Below are 15,639 nucleotides of genomic sequence, written 5' to 3'. Positions count from 1 at the left end.
ACAGAGCGGAAAGGTGTGCCATGCCCACCCTGCAGCAGAACGAGGTTCGCGAGTTCGTGCTCACCACGCTCGTGACGGAGATGAACATCCCGATCGAGCGGGACAGCCTCGACGACGACTGTCCCATCGGGACCAACGGCATCGACCTCGAATCGCTGAGCCTGGTGGAACTCACGCTGCGCCTGGAGCGCGAGTTCGACATCACGATCCCGGACTCCGACATCGAGCGGATCGGCGCCATGACCCTGGGGGAGCTGGTCGAGGACGTCGTCCGCCGCCGGGAGGCGGCGTGAGCGAGCGCGCGGGCGCGGCGGTGGAGATCACCACCGCCGACGTCCGGGACCTGCTGGCCGACCGTCGGATCTTCCCCGAGCTGCCCGAGGACCTGCGCGACGACACCGAGCTGGTGCTGGACTCGATGGGCCTGGTGTGGCTGCTGCACCAGGTGCGGCTGCGGTTCGGGCTGACCGTGGACCCGGACGAGGAGGACTTCGCCGAGTTCGGCTCGGTCGAGCGGATCGCGGCCTACCTGCGCCGGGCGGCGGCCCGTGCGGCGTGACGTGCTGGTCACCGGGTTCGGCGTGCACACCGTGTTCGGCCGGGGTGTCGAGGCGCTGCGGCGCGGTGTGTTCGCCGGGACACCGGCGTTCGCACCGGCCACCCGGTTCGACACCCGGCCCTACCGGACCCCGTTCGCCGCGCAGGGCCCTGGTGATCCCCGGCTGGCCGAGGTGCTGGCCGACTGCGCCGAGGACGCGCTGGCCGCGGCCGGGCTGGCCGCCGGGAGCGCGGCGGACGTGCTGCTGGGCTGTGCCGGGGACTTCACCGCGGTCACCCGGTTCTGGCGCGGCGACCGCGCGGCCAGCCCGGTCGACAGCGTGCCGGCCCACCTGGCCGAGGGCCTGGCCGCCCGGTTCGGCCTGCGCGGCCGGCACCTGGCGGTCACCAACGCGTGCGTCGCCTCGGCGCACGCCATCATCCAGGGCTGCCGGCTGATCGCCACCGGCCGCGCCGACACCGTGCTGTGCGCGGGCGCGTACCTGGTGGAGGAGGAGAACTTCGCCAAGTTCGACTCCGGCCGGGCACTGGCCAGGGACGGCGCGGTCCGGCCGTTCGCCGCGGACCGCACCGGGCTGCTGCTCGGCGACGGCGTGGCCGCACTGGTGCTGGAGTCGGCCGAGCACGCGCGGGCGCGCGGTGCCCGGCCGCTGGCCAGGATCACCGGCTGGGGCGCCAGTTCGGACGCCCACCACATCGCCAAGCCGCACCCGGACGGCGCCGGCATGGCCGCCGCGATCCGCCAGGCGCTGCGCGGCGCCGGCCGGGACAGCGCCGCGGATCCGGGCGGGGCCGCCGACGCGGAGGCCCGACCCGTCGACTACGTCAACGCGCACGGCACCGGCACCCCGGCCAACGACAGCGCCGAGACCAGGGGACTGCACGCCGCGTTCGGCGCGCACGCCGCCGCCATCCCGGTCAGCTCCACCAAGAGCACCACCGGCCACCTGCTGGAGGCGTCCGGCGCGGTGGAGGCGGTCATCACGCTGCTCGCGCTCACCGACGGGGTGCTGCCGCCCACCGCCGGCCACACCACCCCGGACCCGGCCTGCGACCTGGACTACGTCACCGCCGGACCGCGGCCGGCCCCGGTGCGCCGGGCGCTCAGCCTCAACGCGGCCTTCGGCGGCATGAACACCGCGATCCTGCTGGAGCGGCCGTGAACCCCGGTGCCCGCACGTCACCCGCCACCACCCGCCCCGACCAGCCCGCCAGCCGGCGGCAGGCCCTGCGGCTGGCCGTGCTGGCCAGCGCTGCCGCCGGCCCCTGGGGCACCGACCAGGCCGACCTGCTGCGCCACCTCGACGTGCCCGTGGGCGCCGCCACCACCCCGGACCTGCCGGCGGTGCCCGGATTCGTCGAGTCCACCTTCAACCCGCTGGTCCACGAGGTGGCCAGGCAGTGCCTGACCGGTCGGGTGCGCGCGGGCGCGGGCACCGCCGTGGTGCTGGCCAGCGTGATGGGGGACGCCACCACCACCGACCTGGCCAGCCAGCTGCTGGTCGCCGGCCAGGTGCACAACCCGCTGCTGTTCATGCAGGCGACCGCCAACGCCGTGCTGGGCTTCGTCAGCCGCGAGTTCGGCATCACCGGGCCGATGAGCGTGCTCTCGCCGCCGGATGGGTTGGCCGTGCCGCTGCTGCTCACCGCCGACCTGCTGCTCGCCGACCCCGAACTGGACCGGGTGCTGCTGCTGGGCGTGGAACTGGCCGGCACCAAGCGGACCGAGCACGCCTACCGCCGGCTGGCCGAGCAGGGCGGTCGCGCGCACCCGCCAGCCGCCGACGTGGCCGCTGCCGTGCTGGTGGCGCGCGAGCCGGTCCAACCGGGACCACCGGTGTGGATCACCGGCGTGGGCCCGGCGGCGGTGGCCGCCGCCGACCCGGCCGCGCCGCCGCACCTGACCACCGACCACGTCGGCCGCTGCGGCAGCGCGCAGGGCCTGGTCCAGCTGGCCGCTGCCCACGCGCTGGTGGCCGGGGGGCACGCCGACGCGCTGCTCGTGCCCGACCCGGCGGCGCGCGACGAGCTGGCGCTGATCGAGCTGGCCGGCCCGGCCACCCTCGGGTGGTCCACACAGGACAAGGAAGGGACACCGTGATCAGCAAGCAAGAGCGCGCGCGGATCAACGCCGACACCGAACTCGGTGCCGGCAACGTGCTGCACCGGCTGAAGGCCTACCAGCGTCCCCTGGACGAGCAGGTGCTGTGGACCGACCGCACCTGGCGCGCCCCGGACGGCAGCCACCCCGAGGTGCTCACCCTCGGCGAACTGCACGAGGTCGTGGAGACCTACGCCGGCTTCTACCACTCCCGGGGCGTGCGGCCCAGGGACGTGGTCGCGGTGGTCACCGCGTCCAGCACCGAGTTCGCCGTGAACTTCCTCGCGCTGACCGCGTTGGGCGCGATCCCGTCCTTCGCCAACGCCAAGCTGCGCCCGGAGATCGTGCGCGAGTACGTGCGCCGGCAGGGCGTGCTCGGCGCCATCACCGACCAGCAGCGGCACGCCGCGCTGTCCGGCGACGCCGACCCCGACCCCGGTCTGTCCTTCGTGGTCACCAGCGCGGACGTGCGCCCCGAGCACCGCACGCTGCTGCCCGCCGGCTACCCCTACCGGCACCACGCCACCGACCCGATCATCATCTCGCACTCCTCGGGCACCACCGGCATGCCCAAGGCCGTGCCGCACACCCACCAGACGCTGCTGTACGCCCAGCTGCACCGGTTGAAGCTGTCCGTCGGCGGCGCCATGGGCCGACTGCTGGTCGCGCTGCCCGGCAACCACAACGCGGCCATCTCGGTGCTGCTGTTCGGACTGCTGCTGCGCTCACCGGTGCTGCTGCTGTCCAGCCAGCGCGGGGTTGACGTGCTCGACGCGATCGAGAAGTTCCGGCCCACCACCGTGTTCGGCTTCGCCGGCACCTACGGCCAGATGGCCGCCGAGGATCTGTCCACTTGGGACATGTCCAGTGTGGAGGCCTACTACAACACCGGGGACGCCGCGCACGAGGCACACATCAGGGCGCTGATCCAGCAGGGCAGCCACGAGGAGATCGGTCCGGACCTCAAGCCGCGCCGGGTGCCCGGCTCGGTGTTCACCGACGGCCTGGGCTCGTCGGAGACGGGCTACTCGATATTCCACAACGGACACCGGCCGGGCAGTGAGTCCTTCGGGCGCTGCATCGGCAAGCCGATGAGCTTCGCCGAGGCCGCCGTGCTGTCCGAGGACGGCCAGCCGCTGCCGCCGGGACAGGTGGGCCGACTCGGGGTGCGCTCACCGACGCTGACCCCCGGCTACTGGAACGACAGCCTGACCTGGCACCGGATGCGGCTCGGCGGCTACTGGCTGACCGGCGACCTGGCCACCCAGGACGAGGAGGGCAACTTCTACCACCTGGACCGGGTGCCGGACGCGATCCGCACCGCGGCCGGCGTGGTGTTCAGCACCCGCACCGAGGAGCTGCTGCTGCGCGAGCTGCCCGAGCTGGCCGACTGCACGGTGGTGGCCGTGGCCGAGGAGGGCGTGCGCGCCGACTGGGACGGCGACGGCCAGGCCGACGCCTACGTGCTGCTGCAGTTCGCCTCCCGCGCTGACACCGCGGGCACTGACACCGCGGGCACTGACACCGCGGGCACTGACATCGCGGGAACCGGGACCGCGGGTGTCGGGGCGGCCGGCCCGGCGGGCGACCTGACCGCGTGGGTGAACCGGGTCCTGGCGGACGCCGGGTTCCCGCCGGTGACCAGGGCGCTGCGGATGGACGCGACCGACGTGTCGGTCGGGGTCACCGGCAAGGTGCTCAAGCGGGTCATGCGGGAACGCGCCCGCGAGCTGCTGGCCCGCGCCGAGGCCGGCCAGGGCGGGCAGCGGTGAGCAGCGAGCGCGCCCAGGCCATGGAGGTGTACCGGCTGTGGTGGCTGCACGACGCCCGCTGGTACCAGGGAGTGGCCGCCCGCTACGGCCAGCAGGTGGCCAACGAGATCAACGCCGAGGCGATCCGGTTCGTGGCCAGCCGGGTGGGCCGGCAGGTGGCCCGCGCCTTCGGCCGGCCGGTCGCCGAGGCGTCCACCGAGCAGGTGCGCGACCTCTACGACCGGTGCGCCCGGCAGATGTTCCCGGACGAGCTGCGCCAGGGCGAGGTCAACGCGCTCGACGAGGACCTGGTCGAACTGGTGATGTTCCGCAACTTCGCCCTGGTGATGGTGCGCATGGCCGGCTCGATGGACGGCTACCGGTGCCCGTGCACCGACATCCACGCCGGCTGGTCGGAGGGGCTTGGCCTGGAGCTGTCCGAGAACCGGGCCACCGCCTGCCTGCGCCACGGTGACCCGGCCTGCCGGCTGCTGATGCGGATCGCCGGCCGCTGTCCGTCTAAAGTGGACGAAGCGGCGTCGGCGGGCGGCTGATCGACCCGGTCCGGCCCGGGCCGGTGTCGCGGCTGGCGGCCCGAGGCGTGCGGCCGCGGTCGTTCCACCTGGTGGACAGCGCGGGTCGGGCCCGGCCCGGGTGATCCGCCCGGGGCGTGGGGTCGATCACGCCGGCCGGTGCGGCCCCGGTCGGCCGGTGCGGGGTCGCACCCGTGGCGGAGTGCGGTGTTTCGGCTGTTCCGGTGGTGTGCGCGCGGGAGGTGCGGACGAACGGCGTAACCACGCCGACTCGCTCGGGTGTCAACATGGTGATCACACACCCGGCTGGTACAACTCAATGAATGTTCAACAAAAGTCGCGAGGGGTTCACTGGCCACAACGGCCGTGGGCAGAATATCCGCGTGGCGTTAGCGGAGACAGCCGAGCGGGCCCGGCCAACGCGAGAACAGCCGCGGCTGCTCCTGGTCGAGGACGACGAGGAAACGGCGGAGCTGCTGGTCGAGGTGTTCGCCGACGCCGGCTACCAGGTCGACCTGGCCCACGACGGGCAGCGCGGGCTGCACCTCGGGTTGAGCCGCGGCCACCAGGTCATGGTCATCGACCGCGGCCTACCGGTGATCGACGGGTTGGACCTGGTGGTGCGGCTGCGCCGGGCCGGGATCACCGCGCACATCCTGGTGCTCACCGCCCGGGGCCAGGTCGGTGACCGGATCGGCGGGCTGGACGCGGGCGCCGACGACTACCTGGTGAAACCCTTTGACGTGGGCGAGTTGCTGGCCAGGGTGCGCGCCCTGCGCCGCCGCCACCTGGACAGCGCAGAACTGCTCCCGCTCGGTGCCGGCCACCTCGATCTGCAGCGCCGCGAGGTGGTGCTGCCGCAGGGGCAGCGGGTCATGCTGTCCAGCCGGGAGTTCGAGCTGCTGCGGGTGCTGGCCACGGCGCCGAAGACCATCTACCGCCGCTCCGACCTGCGCGCCACCGTGTTCGCCGACACCTCTGCGGAGTCCATTGTGGACACCTATGTGTACTACCTGCGGCGCAAATTGGGACGCGGCGTCATTCGCACTGTTCGTGGGCTCGGCTACCAGATCGGAACGGTATGAGCGTGCTGCGAAGACCGCTGCGGCCCGGCGTGGGACCCGCCGCGGAACCCGGTGTGAAACCGGGTGTGGGGCTCGGCGAGGTGGCCGATCCCGAGCAACGGGCGCTGGCCCGCACCCGGTGGTCGATCAGCCTGCGGGTGGCCGCGGTGATGACCGCGGTGGTGGTGTTCATCGGCGCCGTGGTCTTCGGCGTGCTGCTGCTCGCGCAGCGCGGCGACGCCGAACGCGAGGTGCGCTGGGCGGTCACCCACGGCGAGGCGGGCAACCCGCCCGGCTGCGTGTGGCTGCTCGTCCGGCACGAGGGCGAGATCACCGGAACGCCCAACCCGCCACCGGGTTTCCCCCGCACCACCGTGCTCGACCAGGTCGCGGCCGACGGCCAGGCCGTGCTGGAGCGGCTGCACCGCAACAACACCGACTACACCGTGCTGACCCAGCGCCGGGGCTCCGACGTCGTGCAGGCCGTCTACGACGAGCGGTTCCAGATCGCCGCCCGCGCCAGCCTGCTGCTCGCCCTGGCCGTGGCCGAACTCGTCGCCCTGGTCGCGGCCGGCATCGCCGGCTTCGTCCTGGCCAGGCGGGCCATCGCCCCGCTGGGGGACGTGCTGCGCCGGCAGCGCCGGTTCATCGCGGACGCCAGCCACGAACTGCGCACCCCGCTGACCCAGCTGCACACCAGGGCGCAGCTGCTGGCCAGGCGGGTGGACGGCGCCGCGGCCGCGCCGCAGCTGGCCACCGAACTCCAGCGGCTGGTGGCCGGCACCCGCCAGCTCAACGACGTCGTCGACGACCTGCTGCTGTCCGCCCAACTCGGCGCGGCCCCGCAGGAGTTCACCACCGTCGACCTGATGGCGCTCGCCGGCGAGGTGGTGGCCAGCGAGGACGCCAGGGCCCAGACCATCGGCCTGACCATCACGTTGCGCCGAGGACCCGGCCGGCACCTGGTGGCCGGCGTCCCCTCGGCGCTGCGGCGGGTGATCTCCGCCCTGGTCGACAACGCCATCGCGCACACCCCGCCCGGCGGCGAGATCGTGATCACCGTTGACCTGCCCAGCCCCGACGCGGTGCGGCTGTCCGTGCGCGACAACGGCGTCGGCTTCGACCCCGCCGACGCCGAGCGGATCTTCGAGCGGTTCGCCCGGGGCAGCACCGGCCGGGGCCGCCGGTTCGGGCTGGGCCTGGCCCTGGTCCGCGAGGTGGTGCAGGGCCACCAGGGCCGGATCATGGCGCGCGGCCAGCTGGGCACGGGCGCGGAGTTCACCGTGCTGCTGCCGGCCGACCGCCGCGCACCGACGATCCCCACCCGCCGCGAGCCCGAGGCCGTCCGGCTGCCCGCGTCCCCGGTGCCCACCGCACCGCCCGCCCCCCGAACCCCCCGCCAGCGCGCGGCCCGCCGCGGCTGACCCCGGTGACCCGCTGGCCGCCGGGTTACCGGGCCGGCGCGGTCCGCGCCACGGCCGGCACCGCCTGTCGCACCACGGCGGGCCGGCCGCCGCCACGCACGGGTGTCAGGCCGGTGATCACGGTGACGCCCGCCGCGAGAGCCTGGCGCGCGGGTCGGCGGCAGTCCGGCCGGGAGGCCGAACCGCGGTGTCGATCCCCGGACTCAGCTGGTCGGGATGTCGAGGTCGGACATGTCCAGGACGAACCGGTAGTGGACGTCCCCGGCGGCGAGTCGGTTCAGCGCGGTTTCGACCGCGCTGGAGGGCAGGACCTCGACGTCGGCGGTGATGCCGTGCTCGGCGCAGAACGCGAGCAGCTCGGCGGTGTGCCGCAGCCCCCCGGTGCCGGAGGAGGTGAGCTTCTTGCGGCCGGCGCCGAGCGCCCACAGGTGCGGGCCTGCCTGGAGGGGATTGCCGAGGACGCACAGGGTGCCGTCCAGGCCGACCATGCTGATCAGCGGGGTCAGCTCGTGGTCGCCGGGGATGGTGTCGAGGATGAGGTCGAAGCGACCCCGTGCCGAGGACACCTGGGCGTCGTCGCTGGTGACCAGCAGCCCGGTGGCCCCGAGGGAACGAGCGTCCCGCTCCTTGGCGGTGCCGCGGCTGAGGACGGTGACGTCGGCTCCCAGCGCGGTGGCAAGCTTGACGGCGAGGTGTCCGAGCCCGCCGAGACCGGCGACGGCCACCCGCGTCCCCGGCCCGACGCCGGCGGCCCGCATCGGTTCCCAGACGCTGACGCCGGCGCACATCAGCGGCGCCGCGGCGGCTGAGTCGAGGCCGTCGGGCAGGTGAAACGCGAACTTCTCCCGCAGGACGTACTCCCGGCTGTAGGCACCCCTGGTCTGGGTGCCGTCGACGCGGTCGGTGCCACCGTAGGTGGTGGTCGGCCGGTCGTAGCAGTAGTTCTCCTGCCCCGCCAGGCACATGGCGCACTCGCCGCACGAGTCGACGATCGTGCCGATCGCCACGCGCGCACCGACCGCGAAGCCGGTGACCCCCGCGCCGACGGCGGTCACCGTGCCGGTGGCTTCGTGGCCAGGCACGAGGTCCTTCTCGCCGAGCATGCCGTGGATCCGGTGCAGATCGCTGTGGCAGACGCCGCAGTAGTCGATCCGCACCGCGATGTCGTCCCGGCGCAGATCACGCCGCTCGATGGTGACGCGGGTCAGCGCGTTGGTGCCCGGTGTGACGCTCTGCCAGGCGGTGGTGGTCCTCATGTGCACTCCTCACAGTGAAACGGAATCCTGATTCACTATAGCGCGAACCGGAATATGGATTCCGCTTGGTTACACTGGTGCGGATGGCACCACCAACGAACTCCTCGAACAGGCCACGCGCACCTCGCCGGGACGCGGTGCGCAACGACGCGATCGTCCTGCGGGCGGCGCGTGAGGTCTTCGCCGAGCAGGGCCCACAGGCGAGCATGGAGTCCATCGCGGCTCGCGCCGGCCTCGGCGTCGGCACGATCTACCGGCGGTTCGCGGGCAAGGAAGCCCTGCTCGACGCCATCGCGCGAGTCTTCGTCGAGGAGATGGACCAGGCCGCCGCAACCGCGCTCGCCGACCCGGACCCCTGCGCCGGTCTGGAGCGCTTCCTTGAGTTCATCGGCGCGTTCAACGCCGAGAAGCGACGTTACGCGGGCGCCCTCACGGAGCGGGTCGCCGGCGACGAGGTCAGCGAGCGAACCGTGCGCCGCCTCCACCAGCTCACCAGGAAGGCGGTCGACGCCGGGGCCCTCGCCGCGGACGTCACCGGCGACGACATCGAAGCGCTCATCGTCGCGATCCGAGCCGTGGTCGCGGTCTCGCCGGACGGAGACGACACCCGCTGGCGCCGCTTCGTCCGCGTCCACCTCGCCGGGCTCCGCACCAACCGCTGACCCGCCCATCCCGCGACCGGCCCCGGGGACAGCACACGCGACTCGCCGAGCCGCGACACCGCGCTGTTGTCGGCCGACCGCCGCACGCCGGCCACCCCGACCCGGTGCGCCGGCCCGAGACTGGGTGCGGCACGCCCACCCTCGACGCGCGGGTCACGCCTACGGTCGTGTCATGGACAACGGCAACCGGCTCGGCGAGTACCTGCGGGCCCGGCGTGACCTGGCCCGGCCCGAGGACCACGGCATGCCCGCACCGGGACGGCGGCGGGTCGCGGGCCTGCGGCGGGAGGAGGTGGCCATGCTCGCCGGGCTGTCCACCGACTACTACATCCGACTGGAGCAGGGCCGGCAGCGGCACCCCTCGCCACAGGTGCTGGACGCGCTCGCCGACGCGCTGCGCCTGGACGAGGAGGCCAGCGCGCACCTGCACGGCCTGGCCCGCCCCACACCCCGGCCGCGCCTCGCGCGCCGACCTGTTCCGGCCAGCTCATCAGGTCAGACTGGATTGGCCGACTGAATCTGGCGTCAGTCTTTCGATGCGCCGCGACGGTGCTGATGTCGTCGAACGAGGTGTTACTCAACGTCGACCAGTACGGGGAACTCGTTCAGCTCCGGGTGCCGGCGTTGGGCATCCGAGGCGAGGCTGAACGCTCGGTGCCGATCGAACAAACCGGGCGTGGCACGCACGCCCTGCTTCCCGGTTCGAGATTCGTCGTGATCGAGGGAGCGGGCCGCGGCATCTTCACGGGCGACGCCGATCGTTACAACATGCAACTGCTCGCCTTCATCAGCAAGTTGCCAAACGGGGTCGCCAAGTAATCAGTGCGCGGCGCCGGGCGGTCGGCGGTGGCTAACGGTTAGGCGCTGATCGACGCGGACTCGCGTACTCACAGCACCCGACGCTACCGCTTCGCCTTGACCTGCTCGAGCGCCGCGAGGTGGTGCAGGGCCGCCAGGACCGAGTCGTCATGCGTAGCCAGCTGTAGCTTCGGCACAGGCTCGCCGGATGGCTCGCTCATGCCATGACGTGGGCAGTCCGAGTCACGGTCGGCATCGCCTGACTACCCTGCAGCGAGCCGACCGTGACTGGTGTGGGCTAGCTCGCTGTCACAGCGAGGCGATCAGCTTCAGCAAGGTCGTTGGCGTGTTGCTGCCGGTGCCAATGCCGACAGGAGTGGACCCACTGGGATTGACATCAACAGTAGTGTGCTCTCCTGCTTCGGTAGTTAATTCCGCTCTTACTTTGTGTCCTGCCCCTGGTACACGCCCATCACCACGGATCTCATAGGCCTTGGGAACCTGCAGACTAAGGGACCCTGATGAGCCGATTACCTTGAAGCAGATCAGGCCCTTCTGATCTGGACCGATGTGCTCCGTGGTGTGGACTTCGATTAGGCCAAGTGGACCGCTCGAGGGAATGGCACAGTCGGCGGCCATAATGTGACCATCGCCTGATATCAGCCTAACTCCATACGTGGCAAAGATCTGGTCCGCTCCCGGATAGGCGTAGTCCTCAACTGTTGACAACTGCGCGTCAGGGGTTGCTTGTTGGTTGGCTTGAGCGGCAAGTGCGCCCGTAAGTGCTATCCCTACTACTGCTGATGCGACTGCTAATAAACGTTTGAATCTCTTCATTTTGTCCGATTCTGTTACGTTGAGCTGTGGCTGAAAACGTCTAGTATGCGCGAGGTGCCGAGTTTCCTCTGCTGCTGGACGGTCGATACTATTCATTAGTGTCCTAGCTGGAAGGGATAGCCTCAGCTAGAGATGAGAGCTGGTCGAAAAGAATCGAAACCTCCCCTCGGCTCCATCCAACTCTGATCTGATAGAGTTCATCTGACAGGATTCCCTCATTGACCACGCTAATCGCGGACGCGATCAACTGAGCGTCTTCTCGGGTCAAGGTTAGTATGCATCGCTGATCCACTATTTTGGCGTCCATCTGGTCTCCTGTGTCTTGTCTTCGCCTGACGCGTTTAAGGAGGCTATATTTACCGCGTTCGAAAGTGGTGAGCGGGAAATCAGTCCTCGTCAGGCAGATCTCTAGAGAGGTCGGCGAGGTGGGCGCGAAATTCTAAAATTTCGCCCTCCCTCCAATTAACCTTCTCTCGGTAAGAACTCTTCCATCCGACTACACTTTCGAATGTTATCAGTACTGAAACAAGCATCCCCAACTCATCACTACTAAGACTGATCTCTCCTTGGAGTCCTACAATCTTGCTTTCCATGAAATTCAACTTCCAGACTTGCTGGACGAGCTCGGGACGTACCTGCTCCCAACGGCATCACGCCACTGGGCTTTTGAGAAGTTATACGCATGGATCATCTTGCTATCTCTAATAACCAAAATTTCCTTCTCTGCATCAAAGAAAATAGACGCTGAAGGATTGTTTACGTCCTCGTATTCGAATTTATTTTTGCTTATCTCGGAGAGGTGTTCTGCCAGCTTGAGCTCATCTGTCAAGACGCCGTTCAGGGCGTGGTCCAGTGCTCCCTCATTGTATCGCAGAATATTCCACTCTACACCTTGGAGAATCTCTGGGCCGTACGTATCAAAAATCTTATCCAAATTCTCCTCGGAGGCTGACCAGCAGGGATTTACGCCGGATGCCGTCAGTGTTGAAGATCTCGGTGCTGAGATTTTGAACTCGCACACCCGACGGAGAATTGGGCCAGCTATATCATCAATAGTTTTTCTGGCGAGGTTGGCTTCGAGGGTTTCTGCTTCGACGAGGGTTCCCTCGATCTCCCCGGCTACTCGGACTGCGGCAACTGTTCCTGTCGTGCCGGTCGTGGCGAGGGCGAGCCAAGGGGTGGTTGAACCCGGTGGGGGTGCCGACGAGTTGGCCGCCCCAGTTCTGGTTCACGATCTCCTGACCCGGCGCCCAGGACCAGTGCGGCAGGCTGCCATCGTCGCCGCGGGCGCACACGTGTTGCTGGTTGCGCCAGGTGTAGGCCATCGGGCTGGCCACGTCCTTGGTTTGCTGCGCGATCCAGCCGGCCAGGTCGTCGACGCGGGTTTCGGTGGCGGCGTTGCGCGTGTCGGACACCGCCAGGCAACCGCCCTGAACGGAGGTGTGGTTGATCGCGACAAGTCCCACGCGCCCGTTGGCCTCACGCAGGGCCGGTCCGCCGGTTTGACCGGGCCTGATACGACGACCTCGTCGCCTTGGCGCGGGGATGGATCGAGGCTGGATCCACGGTGTGCACGAAAGAGGGCTGGCGCGTAGCTGATGCCGTTCCCCGTGAATTGAGGGTGAAGTCGGAACGGCAGTCAAGGTGAGACACTTCCTGGCTTTTCCCCGACCCGACCACCATCCACCCGCGCCGGTGGTGGCGGGGCCGGGTGGTCAGGCGCGGGCCGGGGCGGTGGACTCGCGCACCACGAGCTGGGTGTCGATCCGGACGGCCTTGGCGGGTTTGCCGGTGGTGTCGGCGTTGAGCACGAGCTGGCTGGCCGCGGCTCCGGCCCGGTCCAGTGGTACGTGCAGCGCGGTGATGCTGGGTTGGGTGGTGCCCAGCAGGGTGAGGTCGTCGGAGGCGGCCAGGCTGATGTCCTCCGGCACCCGCAGGCCCGCGTTGTGCAGGCCGATCAGCAGGCCGAGCAGGACGTAGCTGCTGTAGGCGATGATCGCGGTGACCGAGGCGCCGTTGGCGATGTGCTCGGCCGCGGCCAGGCCGGCGTCGATGCGCGGCGGCACCGGCCGCAGCACCACGAGTTCCCCGTCGGCCGCGCGCACGGCCTCGGTCGCGGCCAGCCGGCGGCGCTGGTCCATCCAGGACGAGGGTGGGCCACCCAGGTAGGCGATCCGCCGGTGGCCGAGTTCGACCAGGTGGTTGACCAGGTCGCGGACGCCGCCGGGCACGTCCACCAGCACGCCGGGCAGGCCGCGCACGGTCCGGTCGATGGTCACCGTTGGCAGGCGCTGGGCCATGGTGCGCACGGCCGCGTCCGGGCTGACCGGGGCGACCAGGATGAGGCCGTCCACGTGCGAGGCCAGCCGGTCGGCCAGGGCCTGCTCGCTCTCGGCCGAGTGCTCGGACACCGCCAGCACCACGTTGCCGCCGACGGTCTGCAACTCCTCCTGCACACCGGTGAGGATGGGCGGGAAGAACGGGTTGGCCAGGGTGGGCACGATGACCCCGACCAGGCCGGTGTGGCCGGTGGTCAGCGCCCTGGCCGACGCGTTGAGCCGGAACCCCATCTCCTCGGCCGCGGCGAGCACCCGTTCCCTGGTGGCCGCCGCGACCATCTCGGGTCTGCTCAACGCGCGCGAGGCTGTCGCGGTGGACACACCCGCCGCTCGCGCGATGTCCGCTAGCCGAACCATCCGTCCTGCCCGTTCTCGTCGAAATGTCTGGTGAGGCGCGCAGCCGCCACCCGGGGAGGTCCGGCGGTCAGCCTTTCGGAATCGATCTTGCCGGTTCCGTCAAGATTTGACTCCGCTGAGTGGAGAACAGTAGCTTCCCGTGCAACCGGTTGCTGCAACCGGTTGCAGCTCTGATGGCCTGGTCCGCTGTTCCCACATGGTGAGCAGACGGCCAGAGCTGTCCGACCCACCGACAACGACCACAGCGCGCGCGTGGACACCGGCGTTCCGCCCGCGGCTGACTGTCCGGCCACCGCACCACCTGACGAACCGGAAGGAGACGCGCGGTCGATGTCACGCAAAGTGACGGTTGGTCTCCTGCTTGTGCCTGGCCTTGCCCTGCTGGTCTTCGGCTTCCTGTACCCCTTCATCACCACCCTGTTCGCGCCGCCGACGATCGAGGACACCAGTGTGCTCGGTCGGCTGGGCGAGCTGGTCGGCGACAGCTTCGTGCTCACCGTGGCCGCGCGCACGATCCGGGTCGCCGTCGTGGTCACCGTGGTGTGCCTGGTGTTCGGCTTCCCCGTGGCCTACCTGATCTCCCGGGTGCCGGCCCGCTGGCGCGGTCTGCTGCTGGCCATGTCGATCTTCCCGCTGCTGCTCAGCAACGTGGTGCGCACCTACTCCTGGCTGGTCATCCTGGGCCGCAACGGCCTGATCAGCCAGGCGCTGGTGGCGCTGGGCCTGGCCGACGAGCCGGTGCAGCTGCTGTACACCGAACTGGCCCTGGTCATCGGGCTCGCCCAGCTGTTCATGCCGATGATGATCGTCACCAGCTACAGCTCACTGTCCCAAGTGGACTTCCGGCTGGAGGAGGCGGCCCGGGGGCTGGGCGCCAGCGCGGGCCGGGCGTTCCGGCGGGTGGTGCTGCCGCTGGCACTGCCCGGCGTGCTGGTCGGCGCCACCCTGGTGTTCGCTGGCTCGGTCACCGCGTTCACCACGCCGATGTTGTTGGGCGGCACGCAGAACCGCACCCTGGCCACGCTGCTCTACGAGTACGCCAACGTGAAGCTGGACTGGGCCGCGGCCAGCGCGGTGGCGCTGATCATGACGGTGATCGTGCTGGTGGTCAGCGCGGTGACCACCCGACTGTCCGGTAAAGCGAAGGTGGTGTGATGCGCCGCCGTCCCGTGCTCTGGGGTCTTGCCGCGCTGGCCCTGCTGTTCCTGCTCGGCCCCATCCTGCTCATGGTGCCGGTGGCGTTCTCCTCGGGCGACACCATCGAGTTCCCGCCGCCGGGCCTGTCCACCCGGTGGTTCGAGCAGGCCCTGGACTACCAGCCGTTCCTGGACGCGCTGCGCACCAGCCTGCTGGTGGCCGGCGGCGCCACGCTGCTCGCGCTGCTGATCGGGGTTCCGGCGACCCTGGTCATCCAGCGGTACCGGTTCCCCGGCCGCAAGGCGATCGAGACCCTGTTCCTGTCCCCGGTCATCGTGCCGGAGCTGGTGCTGGGCTTCGCCCTGTTCCAGCAGTTGATGGTGACGCTGCGGATCACCGCGCTGGGCGCGCTGCTGATCGGGCACACCGTGCTGCTGCTGCCCTACGCGGTCCGGGTGACCGGCGCGTCGCTGGCCATGTCCGACCCGGCGCTGGAGGAGGCGGCCAGGGGCCTGGGCGCCGGTCCGGTGCGCGCCTTCTTCCGGATCACCCTGCCGGTGATGACCCCGGGCATCGTGGCCGCGTCCGTGCTGTCCCTGCTCACCTCGTTCAACAACGTGCCGCTCTCGCTGCTGCTCACCGGCCCGGGCATGTCCACGCTGCCGGTGGAGATGCTGCGCTACGTCGAGTTCTCCTTCGACCCGGTGGTGGCCGCGGTGAGCACGCTGCTGCTGGGCATCACCGTGGTGGTCGCCCTGGTCACCGAACGACTCGTCGGCTTCAACAAGGTCTTCAGCCAGTAGGCCAGTAGGGAAGAGAACA

General features: G+C 70.1%; 17 protein-coding genes and 1 pseudogene. 13 read left to right on the top strand and 5 right to left on the bottom strand.

The features are described from left to right. Positions 1 to 20 precede the first annotated feature (20 nt). The 8 genes from LX83_RS02525 to LX83_RS02490 all read left to right on the top strand — a co-directional run bounded on the left by LX83_RS02525 (position 21) and on the right by LX83_RS02490 (position 7,431). Positions 21 to 293 carry an acyl carrier protein gene (locus LX83_RS02525; protein ID WP_253766493.1) on the top strand — a complete coding sequence of 91 codons (273 nt, stop codon included), beginning with the start codon at positions 21 to 23 and terminating at the stop codon, positions 291 to 293. Beyond that, a complete protein-coding gene (locus LX83_RS02520) occupies positions 290 to 559 on the top strand; it encodes a hypothetical protein (RefSeq protein ID WP_253766491.1) in 270 nt (89 codons plus the stop codon). Before LX83_RS02525 ends, LX83_RS02520 begins: the two co-directional genes overlap by 4 nt. Beyond that, positions 549 to 1,721, top strand: coding sequence for a beta-ketoacyl-[acyl-carrier-protein] synthase family protein (locus LX83_RS02515; RefSeq protein ID WP_253766489.1), 1,173 nt, complete (start codon positions 549 to 551; stop codon positions 1,719 to 1,721). The genes LX83_RS02520 and LX83_RS02515 overlap by 11 nt, the downstream gene beginning before the upstream one ends. Beyond that, entirely contained in the window at positions 1,718 to 2,659 is a 942-nt protein-coding gene (locus tag LX83_RS02510; protein WP_253766487.1) for a hypothetical protein, read from the top strand. The genes LX83_RS02515 and LX83_RS02510 overlap by 4 nt, the downstream gene beginning before the upstream one ends. Further along, a complete protein-coding gene (locus LX83_RS02505) occupies positions 2,656 to 4,431 on the top strand; it encodes a class I adenylate-forming enzyme family protein (RefSeq protein ID WP_253766485.1) in 1,776 nt (591 codons plus the stop codon). Before LX83_RS02510 ends, LX83_RS02505 begins: the two co-directional genes overlap by 4 nt. Beyond that, on the top strand, positions 4,428 to 4,964 hold the full coding sequence (locus tag LX83_RS02500; protein WP_253766483.1) for a hypothetical protein: 537 nt from the start codon (positions 4,428 to 4,430) through the stop codon (positions 4,962 to 4,964). Before LX83_RS02505 ends, LX83_RS02500 begins: the two co-directional genes overlap by 4 nt. A gap of 416 nt (positions 4,965 to 5,380) precedes the next feature. Then, positions 5,381 to 6,028, top strand: coding sequence for a response regulator transcription factor (locus tag LX83_RS02495; protein ID WP_253766982.1), 648 nt, complete (start codon positions 5,381 to 5,383; stop codon positions 6,026 to 6,028). Between the two features lie 53 nt (positions 6,029 to 6,081). Then, positions 6,082 to 7,431 (top strand): sensor histidine kinase, encoded by a 1,350-nt coding sequence (locus LX83_RS02490; RefSeq protein ID WP_253766481.1) that lies wholly within the window; start codon positions 6,082 to 6,084, stop codon positions 7,429 to 7,431. 203 nt (positions 7,432 to 7,634) lie between these two features. Here LX83_RS02490 and LX83_RS02485 read toward each other — a convergent pair whose 3' ends face one another. Further along, positions 7,635 to 8,687, bottom strand: a complete 1,053-nt coding sequence (locus LX83_RS02485) for an NAD(P)-dependent alcohol dehydrogenase (protein ID WP_253766479.1) — start codon at positions 8,685 to 8,687, stop codon at positions 7,635 to 7,637. Between the two features lie 83 nt (positions 8,688 to 8,770). Between LX83_RS02485 and LX83_RS02480 the strand changes: the two genes are divergently transcribed. The 3 genes and pseudogenes from LX83_RS02480 (at position 8,771) to LX83_RS02470 (ending at position 10,168) form a co-directional block, all read left to right on the top strand. Continuing rightward, on the top strand, positions 8,771 to 9,349 hold the full coding sequence (locus LX83_RS02480) for a TetR/AcrR family transcriptional regulator (RefSeq protein ID WP_253766477.1): 579 nt from the start codon (positions 8,771 to 8,773) through the stop codon (positions 9,347 to 9,349). Positions 9,350 to 9,521: 172 nt separating this feature from the next. Continuing rightward, positions 9,522 to 9,821, top strand: a pseudogene (locus LX83_RS02475) (helix-turn-helix domain-containing protein); the annotation flags it as partial. A gap of 83 nt (positions 9,822 to 9,904) precedes the next feature. Then, the gene (locus LX83_RS02470; RefSeq protein ID WP_253766475.1) at positions 9,905 to 10,168 is read left to right on the top strand and encodes an alpha/beta fold hydrolase; all 264 of its coding nucleotides are present in this window, start codon (positions 9,905 to 9,907) and stop codon (positions 10,166 to 10,168) included. A 288-nt stretch (positions 10,169 to 10,456) separates the two neighbouring features. On the opposite strand, the gene LX83_RS02465 is transcribed toward LX83_RS02470, so the two are convergent. From LX83_RS02465 to LX83_RS02450, 4 genes are all read right to left on the bottom strand, one after another. After that, positions 10,457 to 10,984, bottom strand: coding sequence for a hypothetical protein (locus LX83_RS02465; protein ID WP_253766473.1), 528 nt, complete (start codon positions 10,982 to 10,984; stop codon positions 10,457 to 10,459). 598 nt (positions 10,985 to 11,582) lie between these two features. Next, the gene (locus LX83_RS02460; RefSeq protein ID WP_253766471.1) at positions 11,583 to 12,005 is read right to left on the bottom strand and encodes a hypothetical protein; all 423 of its coding nucleotides are present in this window, start codon (positions 12,003 to 12,005) and stop codon (positions 11,583 to 11,585) included. 28 nt (positions 12,006 to 12,033) lie between these two features. After that, complete coding sequence (locus LX83_RS02455) at positions 12,034 to 12,450, bottom strand: DUF346 domain-containing protein (RefSeq protein ID WP_253766469.1); 417 nt, start codon at positions 12,448 to 12,450, stop codon at positions 12,034 to 12,036. 249 nt (positions 12,451 to 12,699) lie between these two features. Next, the gene (locus tag LX83_RS02450; protein WP_301327411.1) at positions 12,700 to 13,680 is read right to left on the bottom strand and encodes a LacI family DNA-binding transcriptional regulator; all 981 of its coding nucleotides are present in this window, start codon (positions 13,678 to 13,680) and stop codon (positions 12,700 to 12,702) included. A 330-nt stretch (positions 13,681 to 14,010) separates the two neighbouring features. On the opposite strand from LX83_RS02450, the gene LX83_RS02445 reads away from it, so the two are divergent. Both LX83_RS02445 and LX83_RS02440 read left to right on the top strand, forming a co-directional pair. Then, positions 14,011 to 14,835 (top strand): ABC transporter permease, encoded by an 825-nt coding sequence (locus LX83_RS02445; protein ID WP_253766465.1) that lies wholly within the window; start codon positions 14,011 to 14,013, stop codon positions 14,833 to 14,835. Next, positions 14,835 to 15,620: an ABC transporter permease gene (locus LX83_RS02440; RefSeq protein ID WP_253766463.1), complete on the top strand. Its 786-nt coding sequence runs from the start codon at positions 14,835 to 14,837 to the stop codon at positions 15,618 to 15,620. Before LX83_RS02445 ends, LX83_RS02440 begins: the two co-directional genes overlap by 1 nt. The last annotated feature ends 19 nt before the right edge of the window (positions 15,621 to 15,639 follow it).

Origin of the sequence: Goodfellowiella coeruleoviolacea (assembly GCF_024171785.1) — a bacterium.
Taxonomy (GTDB): Bacteria; Actinomycetota; Actinomycetes; order Mycobacteriales; family Pseudonocardiaceae; genus Goodfellowiella; species Goodfellowiella coeruleoviolacea.
Note: the sequence above shows the minus strand (reverse complement) of the source record. Positions and strands in the feature narration are given on the sequence as shown.